Origin of the sequence: Aquipseudomonas ullengensis, from assembly GCF_014174475.1 — a bacterium.
In the GTDB taxonomy this organism is placed as follows: domain Bacteria; phylum Pseudomonadota; class Gammaproteobacteria; order Pseudomonadales; family Pseudomonadaceae; genus Aquipseudomonas; species Aquipseudomonas ullengensis.
In genome coordinates this window covers 197,099-216,384 of sequence record NZ_JACJUD010000004.1, presented here as the reverse complement: position 1 = coordinate 216,384, position 19,286 = coordinate 197,099, and the positions used below count along the sequence as shown (strand labels likewise).

At 64.2% G+C, this 19,286-nt stretch carries 17 protein-coding genes; 10 read left to right on the top strand and 7 right to left on the bottom strand.

Annotated features, from left to right (window positions below; translation table 11 throughout):
• Window positions 1-23: 23 nt before the first annotated feature.
• The 5 genes from H3H51_RS13405 to H3H51_RS13385 form a co-directional block, all read right to left on the bottom strand.
• Window positions 24-227, bottom strand: coding sequence for a hypothetical protein (locus H3H51_RS13405; protein WP_183089558.1), 204 nt, complete (start codon window positions 225-227; stop codon window positions 24-26).
• A gap of 45 nt (window positions 228-272) precedes the next feature.
• On the bottom strand, window positions 273-476 hold the full coding sequence (locus H3H51_RS13400; RefSeq protein WP_183089557.1) for an MbtH family protein: 204 nt from the start codon (window positions 474-476) through the stop codon (window positions 273-275).
• 129 nt (window positions 477-605) lie between these two features.
• Window positions 606-2,294 (bottom strand): multidrug ABC transporter permease/ATP-binding protein, encoded by a 1,689-nt coding sequence (locus H3H51_RS13395; RefSeq protein WP_183089556.1) that lies wholly within the window; start codon window positions 2,292-2,294, stop codon window positions 606-608.
• 37 nt (window positions 2,295-2,331) lie between these two features.
• Entirely contained in the window at window positions 2,332-2,898 is a 567-nt protein-coding gene (locus H3H51_RS13390) for a sigma-70 family RNA polymerase sigma factor (protein ID WP_183089555.1), read from the bottom strand.
• A 188-nt stretch (window positions 2,899-3,086) separates the two neighbouring features.
• On the bottom strand, window positions 3,087-4,106 hold the full coding sequence (locus H3H51_RS13385; RefSeq protein ID WP_183089554.1) for a zinc-dependent alcohol dehydrogenase family protein: 1,020 nt from the start codon (window positions 4,104-4,106) through the stop codon (window positions 3,087-3,089).
• A 202-nt stretch (window positions 4,107-4,308) separates the two neighbouring features.
• Between H3H51_RS13385 and H3H51_RS13380 the strand changes: the two genes are divergently transcribed.
• From H3H51_RS13380 to H3H51_RS13345, 8 genes are all read left to right on the top strand, one after another.
• Entirely contained in the window at window positions 4,309-5,226 is a 918-nt protein-coding gene (locus H3H51_RS13380) for a LysR family transcriptional regulator (protein WP_235981366.1), read from the top strand.
• Window positions 5,227-5,430: 204 nt separating this feature from the next.
• On the top strand, window positions 5,431-6,672 hold the full coding sequence (mexE, locus tag H3H51_RS13375) for a multidrug efflux RND transporter periplasmic adaptor subunit MexE (protein ID WP_183089553.1): 1,242 nt from the start codon (window positions 5,431-5,433) through the stop codon (window positions 6,670-6,672).
• 110 nt (window positions 6,673-6,782) lie between these two features.
• Complete coding sequence (locus H3H51_RS13370; RefSeq protein WP_183089552.1) at window positions 6,783-9,962, top strand: efflux RND transporter permease subunit; 3,180 nt, start codon at window positions 6,783-6,785, stop codon at window positions 9,960-9,962.
• Window positions 9,959-11,431: an efflux transporter outer membrane subunit gene (locus H3H51_RS13365; RefSeq protein ID WP_183089551.1), complete on the top strand. Its 1,473-nt coding sequence runs from the start codon at window positions 9,959-9,961 to the stop codon at window positions 11,429-11,431. Before H3H51_RS13370 ends, H3H51_RS13365 begins: the two co-directional genes overlap by 4 nt.
• A gap of 586 nt (window positions 11,432-12,017) precedes the next feature.
• Window positions 12,018-12,527, top strand: a complete 510-nt coding sequence (locus H3H51_RS13360) for a disulfide bond formation protein B (RefSeq protein ID WP_183089550.1) — start codon at window positions 12,018-12,020, stop codon at window positions 12,525-12,527.
• 80 nt (window positions 12,528-12,607) lie between these two features.
• The gene (locus H3H51_RS13355) at window positions 12,608-13,909 is read left to right on the top strand and encodes a glycosyltransferase (protein ID WP_183089549.1); all 1,302 of its coding nucleotides are present in this window, start codon (window positions 12,608-12,610) and stop codon (window positions 13,907-13,909) included.
• A gap of 168 nt (window positions 13,910-14,077) precedes the next feature.
• On the top strand, window positions 14,078-14,317 hold the full coding sequence (locus tag H3H51_RS13350; RefSeq protein WP_183089548.1) for a helix-turn-helix domain-containing protein: 240 nt from the start codon (window positions 14,078-14,080) through the stop codon (window positions 14,315-14,317).
• Window positions 14,314-15,564, top strand: a complete 1,251-nt coding sequence (locus tag H3H51_RS13345; protein WP_183089547.1) for a HipA domain-containing protein — start codon at window positions 14,314-14,316, stop codon at window positions 15,562-15,564. Before H3H51_RS13350 ends, H3H51_RS13345 begins: the two co-directional genes overlap by 4 nt.
• A gap of 14 nt (window positions 15,565-15,578) precedes the next feature.
• Here H3H51_RS13345 and H3H51_RS13340 read toward each other — a convergent pair whose 3' ends face one another.
• The gene (locus tag H3H51_RS13340) at window positions 15,579-16,025 is read right to left on the bottom strand and encodes a PACE efflux transporter (protein ID WP_183089546.1); all 447 of its coding nucleotides are present in this window, start codon (window positions 16,023-16,025) and stop codon (window positions 15,579-15,581) included.
• A 136-nt stretch (window positions 16,026-16,161) separates the two neighbouring features.
• On the opposite strand from H3H51_RS13340, the gene H3H51_RS13335 reads away from it, so the two are divergent.
• Together H3H51_RS13335 and H3H51_RS13330 are read left to right on the top strand one after the other, a co-directional pair.
• Window positions 16,162-17,040, top strand: coding sequence for a LysR substrate-binding domain-containing protein (locus tag H3H51_RS13335; RefSeq protein WP_183089545.1), 879 nt, complete (start codon window positions 16,162-16,164; stop codon window positions 17,038-17,040).
• Between the two features lie 89 nt (window positions 17,041-17,129).
• Window positions 17,130-17,789 carry a glutathione S-transferase family protein gene (locus tag H3H51_RS13330; RefSeq protein ID WP_183089544.1) on the top strand — a complete coding sequence of 220 codons (660 nt, stop codon included), beginning with the start codon at window positions 17,130-17,132 and terminating at the stop codon, window positions 17,787-17,789.
• Window position 17,790: 1 nt separating this feature from the next.
• Here H3H51_RS13330 and H3H51_RS13325 read toward each other — a convergent pair whose 3' ends face one another.
• On the bottom strand, window positions 17,791-19,200 hold the full coding sequence (locus H3H51_RS13325; protein ID WP_235981375.1) for an efflux transporter outer membrane subunit: 1,410 nt from the start codon (window positions 19,198-19,200) through the stop codon (window positions 17,791-17,793).
• Window positions 19,201-19,286: the final 86 nt, after the last annotated feature.

Below are 19,286 nucleotides of genomic sequence, written 5' to 3'. Positions count from 1 at the left end.
AACACTACCTCGCAGGCGATGGCCTAGGCGCTCAGGGGCGCTCCGGCCGCCTCGCGCCGTAGCAGGCGCAAGGCATGGAATTCGATTAGGGGCAGCAATTCGTCTTCCTGGGGGCGCAGGTAGGCGTGATCGCCTTCCAGCCATTCCAGAGTGAAGGGGCCGCGGGTCTCGCGGCGCCAGCTGTGCATCAGGTCGCCGAAGGTTCTGGCACTGAAATCAGCGCGCATAGGACATGGCGCTGGCGCCCGCATGGGCCAGGCAGAACAGCTGCATCAGGCGCCCATGGCCTCGCGCAGGCTGCGTGGGCGCATGTCGGTCCAGACCTTGCCGATGTGTTCCAGGCAGGTGGCGCGATCACCGCGCACGCCGACTTCCTGCCAACCGGCAGGGACTGCCTTGTAGGCGGGCCAGATGGCGTATTGCTGTTCGTCGTTGATCACCACCAGGAAGGTGGTTTGCGGATTATCCAGGCTCATTCTTGCTACCTCGCAGATGCCGATCGAAACGGCTCGCTTTAAAGACGCTTATGTTTGCGAATAATTTTCATTTAACTGCTGTTTGCGGACGTGCGCCTGCCTCGCCCAGGTGGGCGAAACAGGCCTAGGTCAAATTACTGCAGCAGTGGCTGCGCTATGCGGGGCGCCGCCGATCTCGCGCACGGCATCTTGCGTGGCGCGCTCGCGGGCCTGCCCGGTGAGCTCGCTCAGGCGCCCACCATCCATTTTCAGCAGGCGGTCGGCCTGGTCGAAATAGTGGTCGTCATGGGTGATGGCAATGACCGTCTTGCCGGCGGCTTTGAGCTGCGGCAACAGCTCGCGGTAGAACAGGCGCCGGAACAACGGGTCCTGGTCGGCAGCCCATTCGTCGAGCACCAGGATGTCGCGCCCTTCCAGCATCGCCAGCAGCAGCGCGAGGCGCTTGCGCTGGCCCTGGGAGAAGCGCGTGTCCGCCAGGCGGCCCCTGCCGAAGCGCACCTTGTGCGCCAGGCGCAGGCGATCCAACCACGCGGCTACGAACGGCTCCGCCACTTCGCTACCCTGCGGGCCGAGTAAACGGGCGAACAGGTGGAAGTCGGTGAATACGCTGGCAAACAGCTGGCGATAGGCCGGCCATTGCTCAGCCGCGAGCACGTGGCCATCCAGGCGGATTTCCCCCGCTGCCGGACGATGCAGGCCGGTCAGCAGGCGTGCCAAGGTCGATTTGCCGCTGCCGTTGCCGCCAACCAGGAATACCAGCTCGCCACGGCGCAGCTGCAGGTCGATCGGGCCGACATCGAAGCCCTGCTCACCGCCTTCGCCCGGGTAACGGTATTCCAGGCCGGACAGCTGCAGGCTCTGCCAGTCACCCAGCGGGCTAAACGGATCGCTGGCCTGCTCGGGAGCCAGTTCCAGCGACTCGAGCTTGTCCAGGGAGATGCGTGCCGCCAGCAGGCTGGGCAGCGCCGCCACACTGGCCACCAGCGGGGCACGCAGGAACAGCACAGTCAGGGCGAAAGTCGCCGCCACCGGCGTTGCCGCCCACCCCAAGCCATTGGCGCAGAAGAACACCAGGCCGATGCTGCCCAGCACCATGCAGTTGGCCCAGTTGCCGGCCAGGCCGTTGTAGATGTCGGCACGGGTCACGTGGTCGCGGTAGGCCCGCGCATCGCGGTCGAACTCCTCGTCGAACAGCAGGCGCGCGCGGTCGCGGTTGAGGGCCAGCTCCTTGCGACCATCGATAATCGCCTGGTAGTCCTGGTACAGGTTGTCCTCGGCTTCACGCAGCAGGCGGATATGCCGGTTGACCTTGCCCACCAGCACCCAGCCGACCGCCAGCGTCAGTGTCAGCCAACTGACGGTGATGCCGAACAACGATGGCGACAGCCAGGCCAGGTAGGCAAAGGCCGCCAGGCTGAGAATCAGGCCGTAGACCAGCTCCGGTAGATGCACGAAAGCGATGGTGATATTGCGGATGTCGCTGGCCAGGCTGGCCAGGATGCGCGCGCCGCCGATGTGCTCCAGACGCTCGATATCGGTGTTCATCACCCGGCGCACCAGGCTGCGGCGCAGGCGGTAAACAAACGAGTGGCCGATGGTGTGCAGCGCCACCTGCCCTGCTGCGGCGCAGATCAGCAGCGCCACCAGCAGGCCGAGGAAAGTCGCCAAGGTACTGAGCAACTCACCTTGCAGGCCGATCAGGCGCCAGTTGATGAAGGCGATCACGCCGATGCTGAGCAGTGCGCTGCACAGGCTCAGCAGAATGATCCCGGCGAAGGGCAAGCGGTTGTCGCGGAATAGCAGATTGAGCAGTTTCATCGAATCGATTCCAGATCGCAGAACGGTGATGACGGGGTCAAGCAGCCTCGCAACCCAGGCGGCTGCGGCAATGCACCAGCGCATCGCGCAGGAGGAAATGCACCAGGGTGGGTGAGGCGTTCAGGTGGGTGGCGACTTCGCGTTGGCTAAAGCCTTCCAGCTGGCTCATGGTGAAGACGGTGCGGGTACGCTCGGGCAGTTCGGCAATAGCTAGCTGCATACGTTGCCACTCCAGCTGGCCGATGGCGCGTTGTTCCGGGGTGGATTGCAGGGCTGGCAGTTCATCAAGCAGATCGTCATCGGCGCGATAGCGTCCTTCCAGCGCCATACGGCGCAGGCGGTCGATGGACAGGTTTCGCACCATGCGGAACAGGTAGCGCAGTGGCTCCTGAATGGCGTGCTCGCCGCCACTCTCCCAGAGCTTCAGGAAGGCGTCCTGAACCACATCTTCGGCTCGCGCACGACAGCCGAGCACGGCTTGGGCGGAGTCGACCAGAGAGCGGCGGTTGCCGGTGTAGAGCCCTTCCAGGGCCAAGTTCTGACGCACTTCGGCCAGTGGTACTGGCACAGCGTTCTGTTCCTTCAGCGTGAATACATTTCCCATTGCCTGGTCCTCGGCATGCTGTGGTGCGCATCTTAATGATAATCCTTATCATTACAATCTAAAAAATGCGCACCAGCGCAAAGTCCGGACAACAGGTCGCACACTGGCGTGCACCGGGAGCGGAACTGATAACGAGGGGAATTGGCAGGAGAAACACTGCGCCGCCCAGGACGGGCGGCGCGGAGGGCTTATTCGCTGAGGGTCATGACCACCCGGCCGTTGGCCGGACAGGTTTCCATGAACTGGTTGGCCGCGACGAAATCGTTGAAGTCGAACACCTTGCTGATGCTGGGCTTGAGCAGGCGATCTGCCGTCAGCTGGTTAACCAGCGTCAGTGCCTTGTGCACGGCGGCTTCATTGTGCTCCAGGCCTATTTCCGGTTGGCCGGTGAAGTCCAGCACGCAATGCCGGAAGAATTGCAGGTGCTTCTTGAATGCCGCGCAGGCCGGGAAAGATGCATCGTTGCCGCCGTTGATGCCATAGATGATCAGCTTGCCGCGGGTGGCCGCGACGTCGCCGAGCAGTTTCATCTGCGGGCCGGCGCACTGGTCCAGCACCACCTCGACACCCTTGCCGTCGGTGTAGCGTTCGACTTCCAGTACCAGGTCCTGCTCTTCGGTAGCGATGATCTTGTCCGCCCCCAGCTCACGCAGGAACGCGCGGCTCTCGCTCTCGCTGGTCGCTGCAATGACCTTGGCACCCAGTGCCTTGGCCATCTGCACCGCCTGCGGCGCATGGCAATGGGCGGCTTCCGTGATCAGCACATGCTGGCCTGGTTGGACATTCGCCAGCTCGACCAGGGCAAAGTATGCAGACAGGGCGCCGGTGTAATGCACGGCCGCTTCGGTGGCCGACAGCACATCGGGGTAGCGGGTCAGCGCCAGGCGCGGCATCAGCACCAGGTCGCCCCAGGCTTGATACTGGTTCGGGCTAAACGCCGGGAAACTGGCAACCGCAACACCCGGCGCAAGGTCGTCGACGCCTTCGCCAACGGCCTCCACCACACCGGCCAATTCGGAACCCAGACCGGCCGGCAGGCTGGCCTGCTGGGGAGCCAGGTTTTGCCGCCACAGCACATCACTCCAGTTCACACCGACTGCCTGGGTACGAATCAGCACCTGGCCAGGACCGGGTTGCGGAGTCGGCAACTCTTCCAGGCGCAATACGCTGGCGTCGCCAAACTGATGAAAACGGATCATGCGGGACATCACACACCTCGCCATAGACTCTCTATGGCCACGGACTCTATACGGGCTTTTCCATCAACACCACCCGCGCACATTGATAGTCACCATAAACGCGGATGATCGTCAGGGTCTTTCTTGGGACGCTTTGCCGCACTGCAGGTTGCATGCTTGACGTCTGCGTGCCGGGGCCGCACCTTTCACACACTTCACCCGGAAGATGGCTATGAATCGCAACGACCTGCGTCGCGTTGACCTCAACCTGTTGATCGTTTTCGAGACGTTGATGCATGAGCGCAGCGTCACTCGTGCGGCGGAAAAGCTGTTTCTCGGCCAGCCCGCGATCAGCGCCGCCCTCTCGCGCCTGCGCAGCCTGTTCGACGACCCACTGTTCGTGCGCACCGGGCGCAGCATGGAGCCGACCGCCCGGGCTGGCGAGATCTTCGCCCTGCTCTCCCCCGCGCTGGATTCGATTTCCACCGCCGTCAGCCGTGCCACCGATTTCGAGCCAGCCACGAGCAAGGCCGTGTTTCGCATCGGCCTGTCCGATGACGTCGAATTCGCCCTGCTGCCGCCCCTCCTGCGCCGTCTGCGTGGCGAAGCCCCGGGCGTGGTGCTGGTGGTGCGACGCGCCAACTATCTATTGATGCCGGGTCTGCTGGCCTCTGGTGAAATTTCCGTCGGGGTTGCCTACACCGATGACCTGCCCGCCAACGCCAAGCGCAAAGTCCTGCGCCGTAGCCGTTCGAAGCTGCTGCGTGCCGACAGCGTGCCGGGCGCCCTCAGTGTGGATGACTTCTGCGCCCGCCCCCATGCGCTGGTTTCCTATGCGGGCGACCTCAGCGGCTTTGTCGACGGCGAGCTGGAAAAGATCGAGCGCAAGCGCAACGTCGTACTGGCCGTACCGCAGTTCAACGGCCTGGCAACCCTGCTCGCCGGCACCGATATCGTTGCCACGGTGCCGGATTACACGGCAACTGCGCTGACCGCCGCCGGTGGCTTGCGCGCCGAAGAGCTGCCCATCGATATCCAGCCCTTCGAGCTGCACATGGCCTGGCGCGGCGCACAGGACAACGACCCGGCCGAGCGCTGGCTGCGTTCGCGCATCCAGATGTTCTGCGGTGACCCCGACAGCCTGGAGTGACCGCTCTCGATGCAACAACCGCGTAACCCGCTGCGACCGCTCTAGCTTGCTTATCAGCGCGGGGCGCGCCCCAGCCTTTTGTACGTGATCCGCAAAGGCTTTTATCACTTCGCGTGATAATCAAAATGTGCCCGTTCGATTCGTCCGCTCGCACGACCGCTAGCAGACTCCGCCCATTCTCAATACATCCTGGCGGAGTCACACATGGAACGGTCCATCCCTCTTACCTGGCGTTTTCCCCTTGCCCTGGCAGCCATCCTGGTGCTCAGCGCATGCGGCAAAGCCCCGGAAAACGCAGCCCAGCAACCTGCCGCCAAAGTCAGCGTCGCTGAAGTCATTCAGCAGCCAATCAACGAATGGGACGAGTTCACCGGTCGCCTGGAAGCTCCGGAATCGGTAGAAGTCCGCCCGCGCGTCTCCGGCTATATCGATCGCGTGGCGTTCCGCGAAGGTAGCCTGGTGAAGAAAGGCGACCTGCTGTTCCAGATCGACCCGCGCCCGTTCGAGGCGGAGGTCAAGCGCCTGCAAGCGCAAGTGCAGCAAGCGCGGGCCAGCCAGACCCGCACCGCCAACGAAGCCCGCCGTGGCGAGCGCCTGCGCCAGAGCAACGCGATTTCCGCCGAGCTGGCCGATGCCCGTGCCAGCACCGCGCTGGAAGCCCAGGCCGCCGTCGCCGCCGCCCAGGCCGAACTGGACAACGCCGCGCTCAACCTCAGCTTTACCCGCATCACCGCGCCCATCGACGGTCGCGTCAGCCGGGCCGAGATCACCGAGGGCAACCTGGTGGGCGCCGGCCAGTCGCTGCTGACCACCGTGGTGTCCACCGACAAGGTCTACGCCTACTTCGACGCCGACGAGCGCGTATTCCTCAAGTACGTCGAACTGGCCCGCCAGTCCGGCTCGCAAACCCGCGACGCCAGCCCGGTGTACCTCGGCCTGTCCAGCGAGGACGGCAACCCGCACCTGGGCCAGCTGGACTTCCTCGACAACCAGGTCAACCCGAAGACCGGCACCATCCGTGGCCGCGCCGTGTTCGACAACCGTGACGGCCAGTTCACCCCCGGCCTGTATGCGCGGCTGAAACTGGTCGGCAGCGGCACCTACTCGGCAGCGTTGATCAAGGACGAAGCGGTCGGCACCGACCTGGGCAAGAAGTTCGTCCTGGTCCTCGGCAAGGACAACACCGTGCAGTACCGCGCCATCGAGCTGGGCCCCAAGGTCGAGGGCCTGCGCATCGTGCGCAACGGCCTGGCCAAGGGCGAGCAGATCGTGGTCAACGGCCTGCAACGCGCCATGCCAGGCGCCACCGTCGACCCGCAAGCCGTACCTATGGCTGACGACAAGACCCTGGCCGCCCTCGCCCAGCAGCGCGACGTGGTGGATGCCCGCCAACAGCCCCGCGTAGCGGAAAAGAACGCCCAACCTTCCCGCTCGCCGCGCGGCTGAGCCAAACGTAGGGTGGGTGAAACCCGCGCCTCACGGAATACGCGGGACACCCCCGCCCTACGAATGACGAAAGCCTGGCGTGCATGACGCGCCAGAGCCCGAGGACTGTCATGAATTTCTCGCAATTCTTCATCCAGCGGCCGATCTTCGCCGCCGTGCTGTCGCTGCTGATCCTGATCGGCGGCGCCATCTCGCTGTTCCAGTTGCCGATCAGCGAATACCCGGAAGTGGTGCCGCCCACCGTGGTGGTGCGCGCCAACTTCCCCGGCGCCAACCCCAAGGTGATCGGCGAAACCGTCGCCTCGCCGCTGGAACAGGCGATCACCGGGGTCGAGGGCATGCTGTATATGTCCTCCCAGGGCACCGCCGACGGCAAGCTGACCCTGACCATCACCTTCGCCCTCGGCACCGACCTGGACAACGCCCAGGTGCAGGTGCAGAACCGAGTGACGCGCACCATGCCGACCCTGCCAACTGAAGTGCAGCGTCTCGGCGTGACCGTCGACAAGGCCTCGCCCGACCTGACCATGGTCGTGCACCTGACCTCGCCGGATAACCGCTACGACATGCTCTACCTGTCCAACTACGCCGCGCTCAACGTCAAGGACGAGCTGGCGCGTTTGGACGGTGTGGGTGACGTGCAGCTGTTCGGCCTCGGCAACTACTCGCTGCGTGTGTGGCTGGACCCGAACAAGGTCGCCTCGCGCAACCTCACTGCTACGGACGTGGTCAACGCCATCCGCGAGCAGAACCGTCAGGTCGCCGCCGGTTCCCTCGGCGCACCACCCTCCGATGCCGGCAACAGCTTCCAGCTGTCGATCAACACCCAGGGCCGCCTGGTCAGCGAGGAAGAGTTCGAGAACATCATCATCCGCGCCGGTGAAGATGGCGAAATCACTCGCCTGAAGGACATCGCCCGGATCGAGCTGGGCTCCAGCCAGTACGCCCTGCGCTCGCTGCTGAACAACAAGCCGGCAGTGGCCATCCCGGTATTCCAGCGCCCCGGCTCCAACGCCATCGAGATTTCCGATGCGGTGCGTGGGCGCATGGCCGATTTGAAGAAGAGCTTCCCGCAGGGTGTGGACTACGAAATCGTCTACGACCCGACCATCTTCGTGCGTGGCTCCATCGAGGCGGTGGTGCACACCCTGCTCGAAGCCATCGTGCTGGTGGTGCTGGTGGTGATCCTGTTCCTGCAGACCTGGCGCGCCTCGATCATCCCGCTGGCCGCCGTGCCGGTGTCGTTGATCGGCACCTTCGCCGTGATGCACATGTTCGGCTTCTCGCTCAACGCCCTGTCGTTGTTCGGCCTGGTGCTGGCCATCGGCATCGTGGTGGACGACGCCATCGTGGTGGTGGAGAACGTCGAGCGCAATATCGGCCTGGGCAAAACCCCGGTGGAAGCCACCAAGCAGGCGATGAAGGAAGTCACCGGCCCCATCGTCGCCACGGCCCTGGTGCTGTGCGCGGTGTTCATCCCCACGGCCTTTATCTCCGGGCTTAGCGGGCAGTTCTATCAACAGTTCGCCCTGACGATTGCCATTTCCACGGTGATCTCGGCGATCAACTCGCTGACCCTGTCCCCTGCCCTGGCCGCCGTATTGCTGAAAAGCCATGACGCGCCCAAGGACCGTTTCTCCCGCGTGCTGGAAAAACTCTTCGGCGGCTGGCTGTTCAAGCCCTTCAACCGTGTGTTCGACCGCGCCAGTCATGGCTATGTCGGCACCGTGAAGCGCGTGCTGCGCGGCAGTGGTATCGCCCTGTTCGTCTATGCCGGGCTGATGGGCCTGACCTACCTGGGCTTCGCCACCACGCCGAGCGGTTTCGTACCGGCGCAGGACAAGCAGTACCTGGTGGCCTTCGCCCAACTGCCGGACGCTGCGACCCTGGATCGCACCGAAGAGGTGATGAAAAAGATGTCGGAAATCGCCGGCAAGCACCCTGGCGTGGCCAACACCATTGCCTTCCCGGGTCTGTCGATCAACGGCTTCACCAACAGCCCGAACAGCGGCATCGTCTTCGTCGCCCTGAAAGATTTCGACCAGCGCAAGGACGAAAGCATGTCCGCCGGGGCCATCGCCGCCGAGCTTAACGGCCAGTTCGCGGGTATTCAGGAAGCCTACCTGGCGATCTTCCCGCCACCACCGGTACAGGGCCTGGGCACCATCGGCGGCTTCCGCCTGCAGGTGCAGGACCGCGGCAACCTGGGCTATGACGAGCTGTACGTGCAAACCCAGAACGTTATCGCCAAGGCGCGCCAGCTGCCGGAACTGGACCCGATGTCGGTCTTTACCAGCTACCAGGTGAATGTGCCGCAGATCGATGCTGCCATCGACCGCGAGAAGGCCAAGACCCACGGCGTGGCGATCAGCGACATCTTCGACACCATGCAGATCTACCTGGGTTCGCTGTACGCCAACGACTTCAACCGCTTTGGCCGGACCTACCAGGTCAACGTGCAGGCCGAGCAACAGTTCCGCCTGGAGCCGGAGCAGATCGGCCAGCTCAAGGTACGCAACAACCGTGGCGAGATGGTTCCGCTGTCGGCCTTCCTCAAGGTCAGCGCCAGCTCCGGGCCGGATCGGATCATGCACTACAACGGTTTCCTCACCGCCGAGATCAACGGTGCAGCAGCCCCCGGCTACAGCTCCGGCCAGGCCGAAGCGGCAATGGCCAAGCTGCTCAAGGAAGAACTGCCCAACGGCATGAGCTTCGAGTGGACCGACCTGACCTACCAGCAGATTCTGGCCGGTAACAGCGCGATCTTCGTCTTCCCGCTCTGCGTACTGCTGGCCTTCCTGGTGCTGGCCGCTCAGTACGAAAGCTGGAGCCTGCCGCTGGCGGTGATCCTGATCGTGCCGATGACTCTGCTGTCGGCCATTACCGGGGTGATCCTGGCTGGAGGCGACAACAACATCTTTACCCAGATCGGACTGATCGTACTGGTGGGATTGGCCTGCAAGAACGCCATCCTGATCGTCGAGTTCGCCAAGGAAAAACAGGAAGAAGGCATGGACCGCGTCAGCGCGGTGCTGGAAGCCTGCCGCCTGCGTCTGCGGCCGATTCTGATGACCAGCTTCGCCTTCATTATGGGCGTGGTGCCGCTGGTGCTGTCCTCCGGTGCCGGCGCGGAAATGCGCCATGCCATGGGCGTCGCGGTATTCAGCGGCATGCTCGGCGTGACCTTCTTCGGCCTGCTGCTGACCCCGGTGTTCTACGTGCTGATTCGCGGCTTCGTGGAGAAGCGCGAAGCGAAGAAAGCCGCCCGCCTGCAGGAGGTGCATGTATGAACCCTTTGCATGCCTCCCGTAGGAGCGAGCTCTGCTCGCGAAATACCCCGCTGAAAGGCTTCGCGAGCAGAGCTCGCTCCTACAGGCTGCTCATCCCGGCAGCTCTGGCACTGGCCGTCAGCGCCTGCGCCGTCGGCCCGGACTATCAGGAGCCTGCCACCGAGCCGGCCAAGCTGAGCAGCCTGGAAGCTGGCGACTATGACCGCACCCGCTTCGAGGCAATCTGGTGGCAGCAGTTCGATGATCCGACCCTGAACCAGTTGGTGCAGCAGTCGCTCAAGGAAAACCGCGAGCTGCGCGTGGCCTTCGCCCGCCTGCGCGCCGCCCGCTCGATTCGCGATGACGTGGCCAACGACCAGTTGCCCACGGTCACCAGCCGCGCCAGTGGCGAGTTCGGCAAGGCGCAGCAACCGCCGACCAGCGAGGAGCGTATCCGTCAGGAGCGCTACGACCTGGGCCTGGATATGGCCTGGGAACTCGACCTGTTCGGTCGTATCCAGCGTCAACTGGAAGCCAGCGATGCGCAGATCGAAGTGGCCGAGGCCGAGCTTTACCAGCTGCAAGTCAGCCTGATCGCCGAACTGGTGGATGCCTACGGCGACATGCGCGGCGCGCAACTGCGCGAACGCATTGCTCGTGACAACCTGAAGAACCAGCAGGAGTCTCGTGGCCTCACCGAGCAGCTGCGCGACGCTGGCGTTGGCAGCGAACTCGACGTGCTGCGCGCCGACGCCCGCCTGGCGGCGACCGAAGCCAGCCTGCCGCAACTGCAGGCCGAGGAAGCGCGAGCGCGCAATCGTATCGCCACCCTCCTCGGTCAGCGTCCGGAGCAGCTCAGCGTCGACCTGTCGGCCAAGCCACTGCCGGTGATCGCCAAGGCTTTGCCGATTGGCGATCCGGCCGAGCTGCTGCGCCGCCGTCCGGATATCCGTGCGGCCGAACGCCAATTGGCCGCCTCTACCGCCAATGTTGGGGTGGCCACTGCCGATCTGTTTCCACGGGTCAGCCTGTCCGGCTTCCTCGGTTTCACTGCCGGCCGGGGCTCGCAGCTAGGGGCTTCCGATGCCCGTGCCTGGGGCGTGGCGCCGACCATCAGCTGGGCGGCCTTTGACCTCGGCAGCGTGCGCGCCCGCTTGCGCGGCGCCAAGGCGGATGCCGACGGTGCCCTGGCCAGTTATGAGCAGCAGGTGCTGTTGGCCCTGGAGGAGTCAGAAAACGCCTTCAGCGACTACGCCAAGCGCCAGCAGCGTCTGGTTTCCCTGGTACGCCAGTCGGAAGCCAGCCGCGCGGCAGCCGCCCAGGCGGCGGTGCGCTATCGCGAAGGCACCGAGGACTTCCTCGTCCTGCTGGATGCCGAGCGTGAACGCCTGGCCGCCGAGGATGCCCAGGCCCTGGCTGAAGTCGAGCTGTATCGCGGCATCGTCGCCATCTACAAGGCTCTCGGCGGAGGTTGGCAACCCCAGGCATGATCTGCTGCGCGTCGGCCATACGGCGTTAAAAATGGCCTCGGGATGCTCATTTACAATTCGTAAACTCCGCTCCCTCGGCCATTTTTGCCTTGTCTGGCTCTAGCTCGCGAGATCATCAGGATTTCTTCAGCCCGCTGTACTTCGCGGGTACCCCCATCCCTCCTGGGTCGACACCGCCCTTGTCGACCATTGCGCTCCCCACGGTTCAACTCCTGACCGTGGGGATTTTTTTGGCTATGTCCCCATTACGTGTTGTGTCATCTGCCTCTTACCGTGCTGCCGGATGCCCCTGGATTCCCGCCTGCGCGGGAATGACGAGGTAGAGGGTGTGGCACAGCGTCGTCCCACCCACTCCGTCATTCCCGCGTAGGCGGGAATCCAGATCGGTGCCCGAGCGGGCGGGAAGGTTTCTCCCCTGGCAACACATAACAGGGACATAGCCATTTTTATGTGTTTTCCGCGCGACCCAGCGAACCATGGCGCGCTCGGCGTGCCGAACTGACCAACCGGCGCTGCTGCGTTGCCGCTACGGCACGCAACTGGTACAAGCAGCGAGCATTTTTCCCATGACGTTCTGGAGCCTGGAATGACCCGTCGCAACCCTGCTGTCGTATTGCCGCTCATCATCGCCCTGGCCTGCGTGGCAATGCTGGCCGGCGCGCTGCTTTTCCAGCACGTGCTGGGCTGGGAGCCCTGCACCCTGTGCGTGCAGATCCGCCTGTGGCTGAGCCTCGGCGCCATCCTCGCCGTGCTGCTGAGCGGCGCGGCGGCGCTGAAGCAGAACTGGCTGGGTTTCGCCCTCTGGCCCTTGCTGCTCGCCACCAGCGCCATGGCCGTGGTCGACAACGCCCATGTGGTGCTGATCGAAGTGGGCATCATGGAAAGCTTCAGCTGCTCGCCCTTCCCGTTCTATTCCAGCTACCTGCCCCTGCATGAATACCTGCCCAGCCTGTTCATGAGTGGCGGCATCTGCGGGCAGAACGATTACGCCATCCTCGGCATTCCGTTCACCGCCTGGACCCTCATCAGCGTGGTCGGGCTGTTCCTGTTCACCCTGTACAGCCTCTGGCGCGCGATTCGTTCGGCACGCAGCTGAGACTGATCGGGATGCGCTCGATGGCGCCGTCGCCATCGAGCCTGCGGCTATAATCGCCGCCCCGCATCCGAGCCACGCCCATGCACAACGTCCTCATCATCGGTTATGTCTGGCCCGAGCCACGCTCCTCCGCTGCCGGCAGCCGCATGATCGAATTCATCGAGCTGTTCCGCGCCCAGGGCTGGCGGGTGACCTTCGCCAGCGCCGCCGCGCTTTCCGAACACCGCGCCGATCTGGCAGCGCTCGATGTGCCGGAAGTGCCGATCACCCTCAATTGCGACAGTTTCGATGCCTTCCTCAGCGAGCTGCAGCCGGACCTGGCGCTGTTCGACCGCTTTTTCAGCGAGGAACAGTTCGGTTGGCGTGTAGAAAAGCACTGCCCGAACGCCCTGCGCGTCCTCGAAACCAGCGACCTGCATAGCCTGCGCGACGCCCGTCAGCGCCTGCTCAAGGCCGCGCAACAGCGTGCCGGCAGCGAGTCGGAGAAACAGCAGCAAGGGCCCGTAGCCGCCGGGACGGATGAGCTGTTCCGGGTCATGGCCGACGACGACATGGCCCAGCGTGAGATCGCGGCCATCTACCGTTGCGATCTCAGCCTGATGATTTCCGACTTCGAGCAGACCCTGCTGCAACAGCACTTCGGCGTGCCGGCGGCGCTGCTGCAGCACTGCACGCTGATGCTGATCCCCACGGCGACCGAGCAGCCGCCCTTTGAGCAGCGCGCGCACTTCCTCAGCATCGGCAACTTCCGCCATGCGCCCAACTGGGATTCGGTGCTGTGGCTCAAGCAGCAGATCTGGCCGCTGATTCGTCAGCGCCTGCCGCAAGCGCAGCTGCATATCTATGGTTCCTACCCGCCCCCCAAGGCCACCGCCCTGCACAATGCCAAGCAGGGCTTCCATGTACTGGGCTGGGCCGCCGATGCCCATACGGTGATGGTGCAAGCGCGCGTGTGCCTGGCGCCGCTGCGCTTTGGCGCGGGGATCAAGGGCAAACTGGCCGATGCCATGGCCTGCGGCACGCCGAGTGTGACCACGCCGATCGGCAGTGAAGGCATGCACGGCGAACTGCCCTGGGGCGGCGCCATTGCCGGCGATGCTGAAGCCTTCGCAGCAGCTGCCGTGGCGCTGTATCAGGACCAGACGCTGTGGCAGCAGGCCCAGGCCAACGGCGCGCGCATCCTTGCCGAGCGTTTCGATCGCCAGCAATCCGGCCAGGCGCTGATCGCACGACTGCACAACCTGCGCGACAACCTGCAGACCGAACGCCGCGCCAACTTCGTCGGCGGCATGCTGCGCCACCACCTGCACAAGAGCACGCAATACATGTCGCAGTGGATCGCAGCGAAGAACCGCAACCCGGCGAGCAACGACGGCCAATAGATCAGCGCCATACCGTGAGGCAACGATCTAATTAAAAATATAAGCCACAGCTTATATTTAGCCTGAAAAACTGATCAAACCTGAAAATCTAATGCAAACATTAGATTTGTTTGAATAATCGCCAGCCTCTCAACTAATCTAAGGCATAACTTAGATTAGGAGAGCGAGATGTCACTGATCCCCATCCATAGCGCTGCCGATATCGGCACGCTTGCTCGTACCTTGCGCCGCCAGCAAGGCATCCGCCAAGACGACATGGCCGCCATTATCGGTGCCAGCCATGTGTTCTTGCGCGACGTCGAGCTTGGCAAAGGCACCGTGCAACTGGGCAAGGTGCTCAGCCTGCTGGATGAACTGGGCGTGCGGATTCACCTTGAAGTACCCGAAAAACCGGGTGAACAGGCATGAGGCAATTACGGGTCTGGCTCAATGACAAGCCCGTGGGGTTGCTCAGCGAGCAGGATAACCTGTGGCTTTTCCAGCACGAGCCTGCCTGGCTGAGCAGCGCTGAGGCGTTTGACCTGTCGCCACAATTGCCCCGTGCCGCCGGAGCAATTCGCGACGGTGCCAGCCAGCGACCTGTGCAGTGGTTTTTCGACAACCTGCTTCCCGAGGAGCAGGCGCGCACCTTGCTGGCCCAGGATGCGCATGTAGAGGTTGCCGATGCCTTCGCCCTGCTCGCTTACTACGGTGCAGAGTCGGCCGGAGCATTGACCCTGCTGGGGCCGGAGCAAGGCATGCCGACTCGCCAACTGCAGCCCCTGGCAACCAGCGAACTCGCCCGCCGGATCGACAATCTACCGCGGGTTTCCCTTGGCCAGGCCGCGCCCAAACGCATGTCCCTGGCCGGCGCTCAACACAAACTGGCCGTGGTCCTGCAGGCCGGTGAGTTGTTCGAGCCCGTGGGCCAGGAGCCGTCTACCCATATCCTCAAACCGGACCATGCGGATACCGACAGCTACCCGCATAGTGCCGCCAATGAGTGGTTTGTCATGGCGTTGGCCGCAGCGGTCAAACTGCCGGTGCCGCCCGTAGAACTGCGGCGAGTGCCGCAGTCGATCTACCTGGTGCAGCGATTTGATCGGCACGCGCAGGGCGGCATGCTGCAGCGCCGGCATGTGCTGGATGCTTGCCAGTTGCTGTCGTTCGACCGCATCTACAAGTACCGCATGGCCACCCTGGAAACCCTGCAACAACTGGTTGCGCTATGCCGCAGCAAAGCCATGAGCCGTCAATTGCTGTTCCGTTGGGCGCTGTTCAATGCGCTGCTGGGCAACAACGATGCGCATCTGAAGAATTTGTCCTTCTTCGTCGGCGCCCAGGGTATTGAACTGGCGCCGCACTACGACCTGCTCAGTACCAGTGTCTATGCCCGCGACAACGCGTGGGGGCATGCCGAATTGTCCTGGCCGATGGGCAACGCAAGGCGCTTTGCTGAGCTTACGCGGGCTGATGTACTGGCTTTTGGAGCAGTTTTGGGCCTGCCTGGCAGTGTCAGCACGCGCTTGCTCGATACCTTATTGGCCGCTCTGCCAGGCGCTGCCGATCGCCTCCTCGAACAGGCGCTGCAGAACGGGCTGAGTGCGGGCGAACTGCGTCTGCTGCGGCAGGTTCGCCACGGCGTGCTGACGGACATGCTCCAACAGCTGCGTTGACCAGTGAACCAGGCTCATCCGTTAGCCGGGCACAGTGGCAGTTCCTTGGCTGAGTCAGGCACGTCGAACAGGCGGTCGAACGCCCACTGGAAGGCAAAGGCGTAGAAGAAGAAAAACACCAGCAAGCCAAGGTCGGCGACAAACGCCTCGGCCCAGGTTATGCCCAGCCACCAGGCCATCAGCGGCACCAACAGCAAGGCCAGACCACCCTCGAAACCGGCCGCGTGCAGCATGCGCCGTTTCAAGCCGCGGGTACGCTCCACCTGACGCGCCTCCCAGTGCTCGAACAGGCCGTTGAACAGCATGTTCCACACCAGCGCCGACAGCGACAGCAACAAGGCCAGCGCGCCCGAATAGGCCAGGCTCTCGTCGAACGCCAGGGCAATCACCGGCGAAACGAACAGCGCGCCAATCAACTCGTACAGCACCGCCTGCACGACCTTGCGTTTGGCACCTTGCATGACCACCTCCAGAACATCCCGCGCGGGGGCTGTTCAGCCACCGCTTGTGTAGCGGCAATCTAGGCAGACGGCGCTGGCTGGACAAACGATCTGTAGTCTTGTCAGATGAACACAACTCATCTGAGAGCTTCCCCTCATGTTTGCCCGCCTGCCTCTCGCCGCCTTGCGCACCTTCGAATCTGCAGCCCGCCTGGCCAGTTTCAAGGCCGCCGCCGAAGAACTCAGCGTCACCCCGACTGCGGTATCGCACCAGATCCGCAGCCTGGAAAACTGGTTGGGACAGTTGCTCTTCGAGCGCCTTGGCCGTGGTGTGCGCCTGACCGAAGCCGGTGAGCGTTTGTACCGCAGCCTGCATGGTGCGCTGCTGGATATCAGCCACGGCCTGCAGGCCATGCGCCCGGCGCAGCAGGACAACTGCGTCAGCCTCAACACCACGCCAGCCTTCGCCGCGCTGTGGCTGATTCCGCGCCTGGGTCGCTTCTACCAGCGCCACCCGCAGATTCGCGTGCGCATCGAGACCAGCAACGACCTGGTCGACCTGCAGCGTGATGCCAGCGTCGATGTGGCGATCCGCTGCGGCTTCGAGGACTTTCCCGAGCTGTACCTGACTCCGCTGATGGAGGAGCACTTCGCCGCCTACACCACCCCGCGCCTGTTGGCGGAAATGGGCGACAACGGCTGCGCGCTGATCGGCATGACCTGGGGTACGCCCTTGCAGGGCTTACCCGACTGGCAGGACTGGATCGATGCGGCGGGCGAAGACTGGCTGGCAAGCGCACCGCGCCGGGATTATCCGGATGAGCATTACGCCTTGCAGGCCGCCATTTCCGGCCAGGGGTTGGTGCTGGCCAGTTCGGTACTGGCCTCCGATGCACTGGCCAGCGGCCTGCTGCAGCCGTATCGCGCCGATGTGCGGGTGCGCGGCGCACGCTACCGGGCGGTCTGCGTACCTGGGCGCGAACGCCAGCCAGCGCTGCGCGCCCTGCTCGACTGGTTGCAGGAAGAAGCTGGCTGAGCCTGTCGAAATCCGCCCGTCTGTAACGACTACTCCAGGAAGCGCTCGGCACCAGGCTCAGCGCATGTCGCCGCATCCCGGAGTCGCTTATGGCCATCCAGCTTTACGCCCATCCCTTCTCGTCCTACTGCCAGAAGGTACTGATCGCCCTCTACGAGAACGCCACACCCTTCGAGTGGCGGCTGCTGGCCCCGGAAAACCCGCAGGCCATGGCCGAACTGGAGGCGCGCTGGCCGTTCCGGCGCTTCCCGCTACTGCTCGATGGAGAGCGGGCGGTGAGCGAGTCGAGCATCATCATCGAGTACCTGCAGCAGCATTACCCGGGCGCCAGCCGGCTGTTGCCCGAGGACGCCGACAGCGCGCTGGAGGTGCGTTTCATGGACAGGTGCTTCGACCTGTATGTCTCCACGCCGATGACGGCCTGCGTGTTCGACCAGCTGCGCCCCGCCGGGCAACGTGATGCCTACGGCGTGGCGCAGGCGCACGAATTGCTGGAAACCGCCTACCGCTGGCTCGATGAGAAGATGGCCGGCCGCGAATGGGCCGCCGCTGCCAGTTTCAGCCTGGCCGACTGCGCCGCCGCGCCGGCGCTGTTCTATGCCGACTGGGTGCGGCCGATAGGCGATGAGTTCGCCAGCCTGCGTGCCTATCGCCAGCGCCTGCTGGCGCGCCCCTCCTTCGCCCGCGCGGTGGATGAGGCGCGACCCTACCGGCACCTGTTCCCGCTCGGCGCGCCGGAGCGCGACTGAGTTACTCGGCGGGTACGGTCACGCCATCCCAGCCGCCGCCGAGCGCGGCGATCAGCTGCACGCTGGCAGTCAGGCGACTGCCTTGCAGGGTCAGGCGGCTGCGCTCGTTGGACAGCGCGGTGGTCTGCACGCTGACCACATCGGTGAATTCCACGGTGCCGGCCTTGTACTGGTTGAGCATCAGACGCAGGGATTCACGCGCCGCATCCAGCCCTTGCTGCTGCACGGTGGCCTCGCGTTCCAGCACGGCGAGCTGCACCAGGTAGTCTTCCACCTCACGCAGGCCATCGAGCACGGTCTGCCGGTAGTCGGCCACGGTCTGGTCGTAGCCTGCCTCGGCCTGGTCGACCTGGGAGCTGATCAGGCCGCCGTCGAACAGGGTCATGGCGAAGGCCGGGCCGATCGACCAGTAGCGGTTCGGCGTGCTGATCCAGTCGTTGAGGCTGCCGCTGCGGTAGCCACCAGTGGCGGACAAGGTCAGGTCCGGGTAGTAGGCGGCCTTGGCCACGCCGATCTCGGCGTTGGCGGCAATCACCCGGCGTTCGGCACCGGCGATATCCGGACGACGCTCGAGCAGTGCCGACGGCAGGCTCGCAGGGATTGCCGGAAGCGCCGGCACGCTGTCGCGCACTGCCAGGCTGAATTCCGATGGTGCCACCCCGACCAGCACGGCAATCGCGTGCTCCAGCTGGGCGCGCTGGTATTCCAGATCCACGGCCTCGGCTTCGGTGCTTTTCAGCTGTGTCAGCGCCTGGGTCACGTCGGATTTCGGCACGATGCCGGCCTTGTATTGGTTTTCGGCGATGCGGAAGGCTTGCCGATAGGCCGCCACGGTCTCGTCGAGCAGGCGTTTCTGCTGGTCCAGCACACGCAGTTGCAGGTAGTTCTGCACCAGCTCGGACTGCTGGCTCAGGCGTACGCCGGCAAGGTCTGCGGCACTGGCCTCGGCACTGGCGCTGTCGGACTCCAGCTGGCGGCGCAGCTTGCCCCAGATATCCAGCTCCCAGCTCACGCCCAGGCTGGCTTCATAGCTCTTGGAGATCTGCGCGGCATTGGCGCCGCTGACACTCACGCCGTCGCCGGTACTGATGGTGCTCTCGCCACCACCCTGGCCTGCACGGGTCACCCCGGTGTTCAGGCCCAGGTTGGGGAAGAACGATGCCCGCGCGCCACGCGCCAGGGCGCGTGCCTGGCGGTACTGCGCCTCGGCACTGGCCAGGCTCTGGTTGTTGGCGTTGAGGCGGTCGATCAGGCCGTTGAGGTCCGTGTCGCCATACAGCTCCCACCAGTTGCCACGCAGCTCGGTATCCGCCGGCTTGGCGCTTTTCCAGCCTTCGGTTTGCTTGTACTGGGCTGACTGGGCGCTTTCCGGGCGTTGGTAGTCGGGGCCGATGGCGCACCCGGCCATCATCAAGGCCAGCGCCACAACCGTAGGGCGGGTGAAACCCGCGAAAACGGCGGCGGATGAACACGCGGGTTGCACCCGTCCTACGGTCT

Excerpts from the sequence above, each read along its gene's own strand:
- H3H51_RS13345 (WP_183089547.1), top strand. The coding sequence starts at position 14,314 with ATGAGGCAATTACGGGTCTGGCTCAATGACAAGCCCGTGGGGTTGCTC.
- H3H51_RS13325 (WP_235981375.1), bottom strand. The coding sequence starts at position 19,200 with ATGATGGCCGGGTGCGCCATCGGCCCCGACTACCAACGCCCGGAAAGC.
- H3H51_RS13390 (WP_183089555.1), bottom strand. The coding sequence starts at position 2,898 with ATGGGAAATGTATTCACGCTGAAGGAACAGAACGCTGTGCCAGTACCA.
- H3H51_RS13405 (WP_183089558.1), bottom strand. The coding sequence starts at position 227 with ATGCGCGCTGATTTCAGTGCCAGAACCTTCGGCGACCTGATGCACAGC.
- H3H51_RS13380 (WP_235981366.1), top strand. The coding sequence starts at position 4,309 with ATGAATCGCAACGACCTGCGTCGCGTTGACCTCAACCTGTTGATCGTT.
- H3H51_RS13350 (WP_183089548.1), top strand. The coding sequence starts at position 14,078 with ATGTCACTGATCCCCATCCATAGCGCTGCCGATATCGGCACGCTTGCT.
- H3H51_RS13355 (WP_183089549.1), top strand. The coding sequence starts at position 12,608 with ATGCACAACGTCCTCATCATCGGTTATGTCTGGCCCGAGCCACGCTCC.
- H3H51_RS13370 (WP_183089552.1), top strand. The coding sequence starts at position 6,783 with ATGAATTTCTCGCAATTCTTCATCCAGCGGCCGATCTTCGCCGCCGTG.
- H3H51_RS13385 (WP_183089554.1), bottom strand. The coding sequence starts at position 4,106 with ATGTCCCGCATGATCCGTTTTCATCAGTTTGGCGACGCCAGCGTATTG.
- H3H51_RS13365 (WP_183089551.1), top strand. The coding sequence starts at position 9,959 with ATGAACCCTTTGCATGCCTCCCGTAGGAGCGAGCTCTGCTCGCGAAAT.
- H3H51_RS13395 (WP_183089556.1), bottom strand. The coding sequence starts at position 2,294 with ATGAAACTGCTCAATCTGCTATTCCGCGACAACCGCTTGCCCTTCGCC.
- mexE (WP_183089553.1), top strand. The coding sequence starts at position 5,431 with ATGGAACGGTCCATCCCTCTTACCTGGCGTTTTCCCCTTGCCCTGGCA.
- H3H51_RS13330 (WP_183089544.1), top strand. The coding sequence starts at position 17,130 with ATGGCCATCCAGCTTTACGCCCATCCCTTCTCGTCCTACTGCCAGAAG.
- H3H51_RS13360 (WP_183089550.1), top strand. The coding sequence starts at position 12,018 with ATGACCCGTCGCAACCCTGCTGTCGTATTGCCGCTCATCATCGCCCTG.
- H3H51_RS13335 (WP_183089545.1), top strand. The coding sequence starts at position 16,162 with ATGTTTGCCCGCCTGCCTCTCGCCGCCTTGCGCACCTTCGAATCTGCA.
- H3H51_RS13400 (WP_183089557.1), bottom strand. The coding sequence starts at position 476 with ATGAGCCTGGATAATCCGCAAACCACCTTCCTGGTGGTGATCAACGAC.
- H3H51_RS13340 (WP_183089546.1), bottom strand. The coding sequence starts at position 16,025 with ATGCAAGGTGCCAAACGCAAGGTCGTGCAGGCGGTGCTGTACGAGTTG.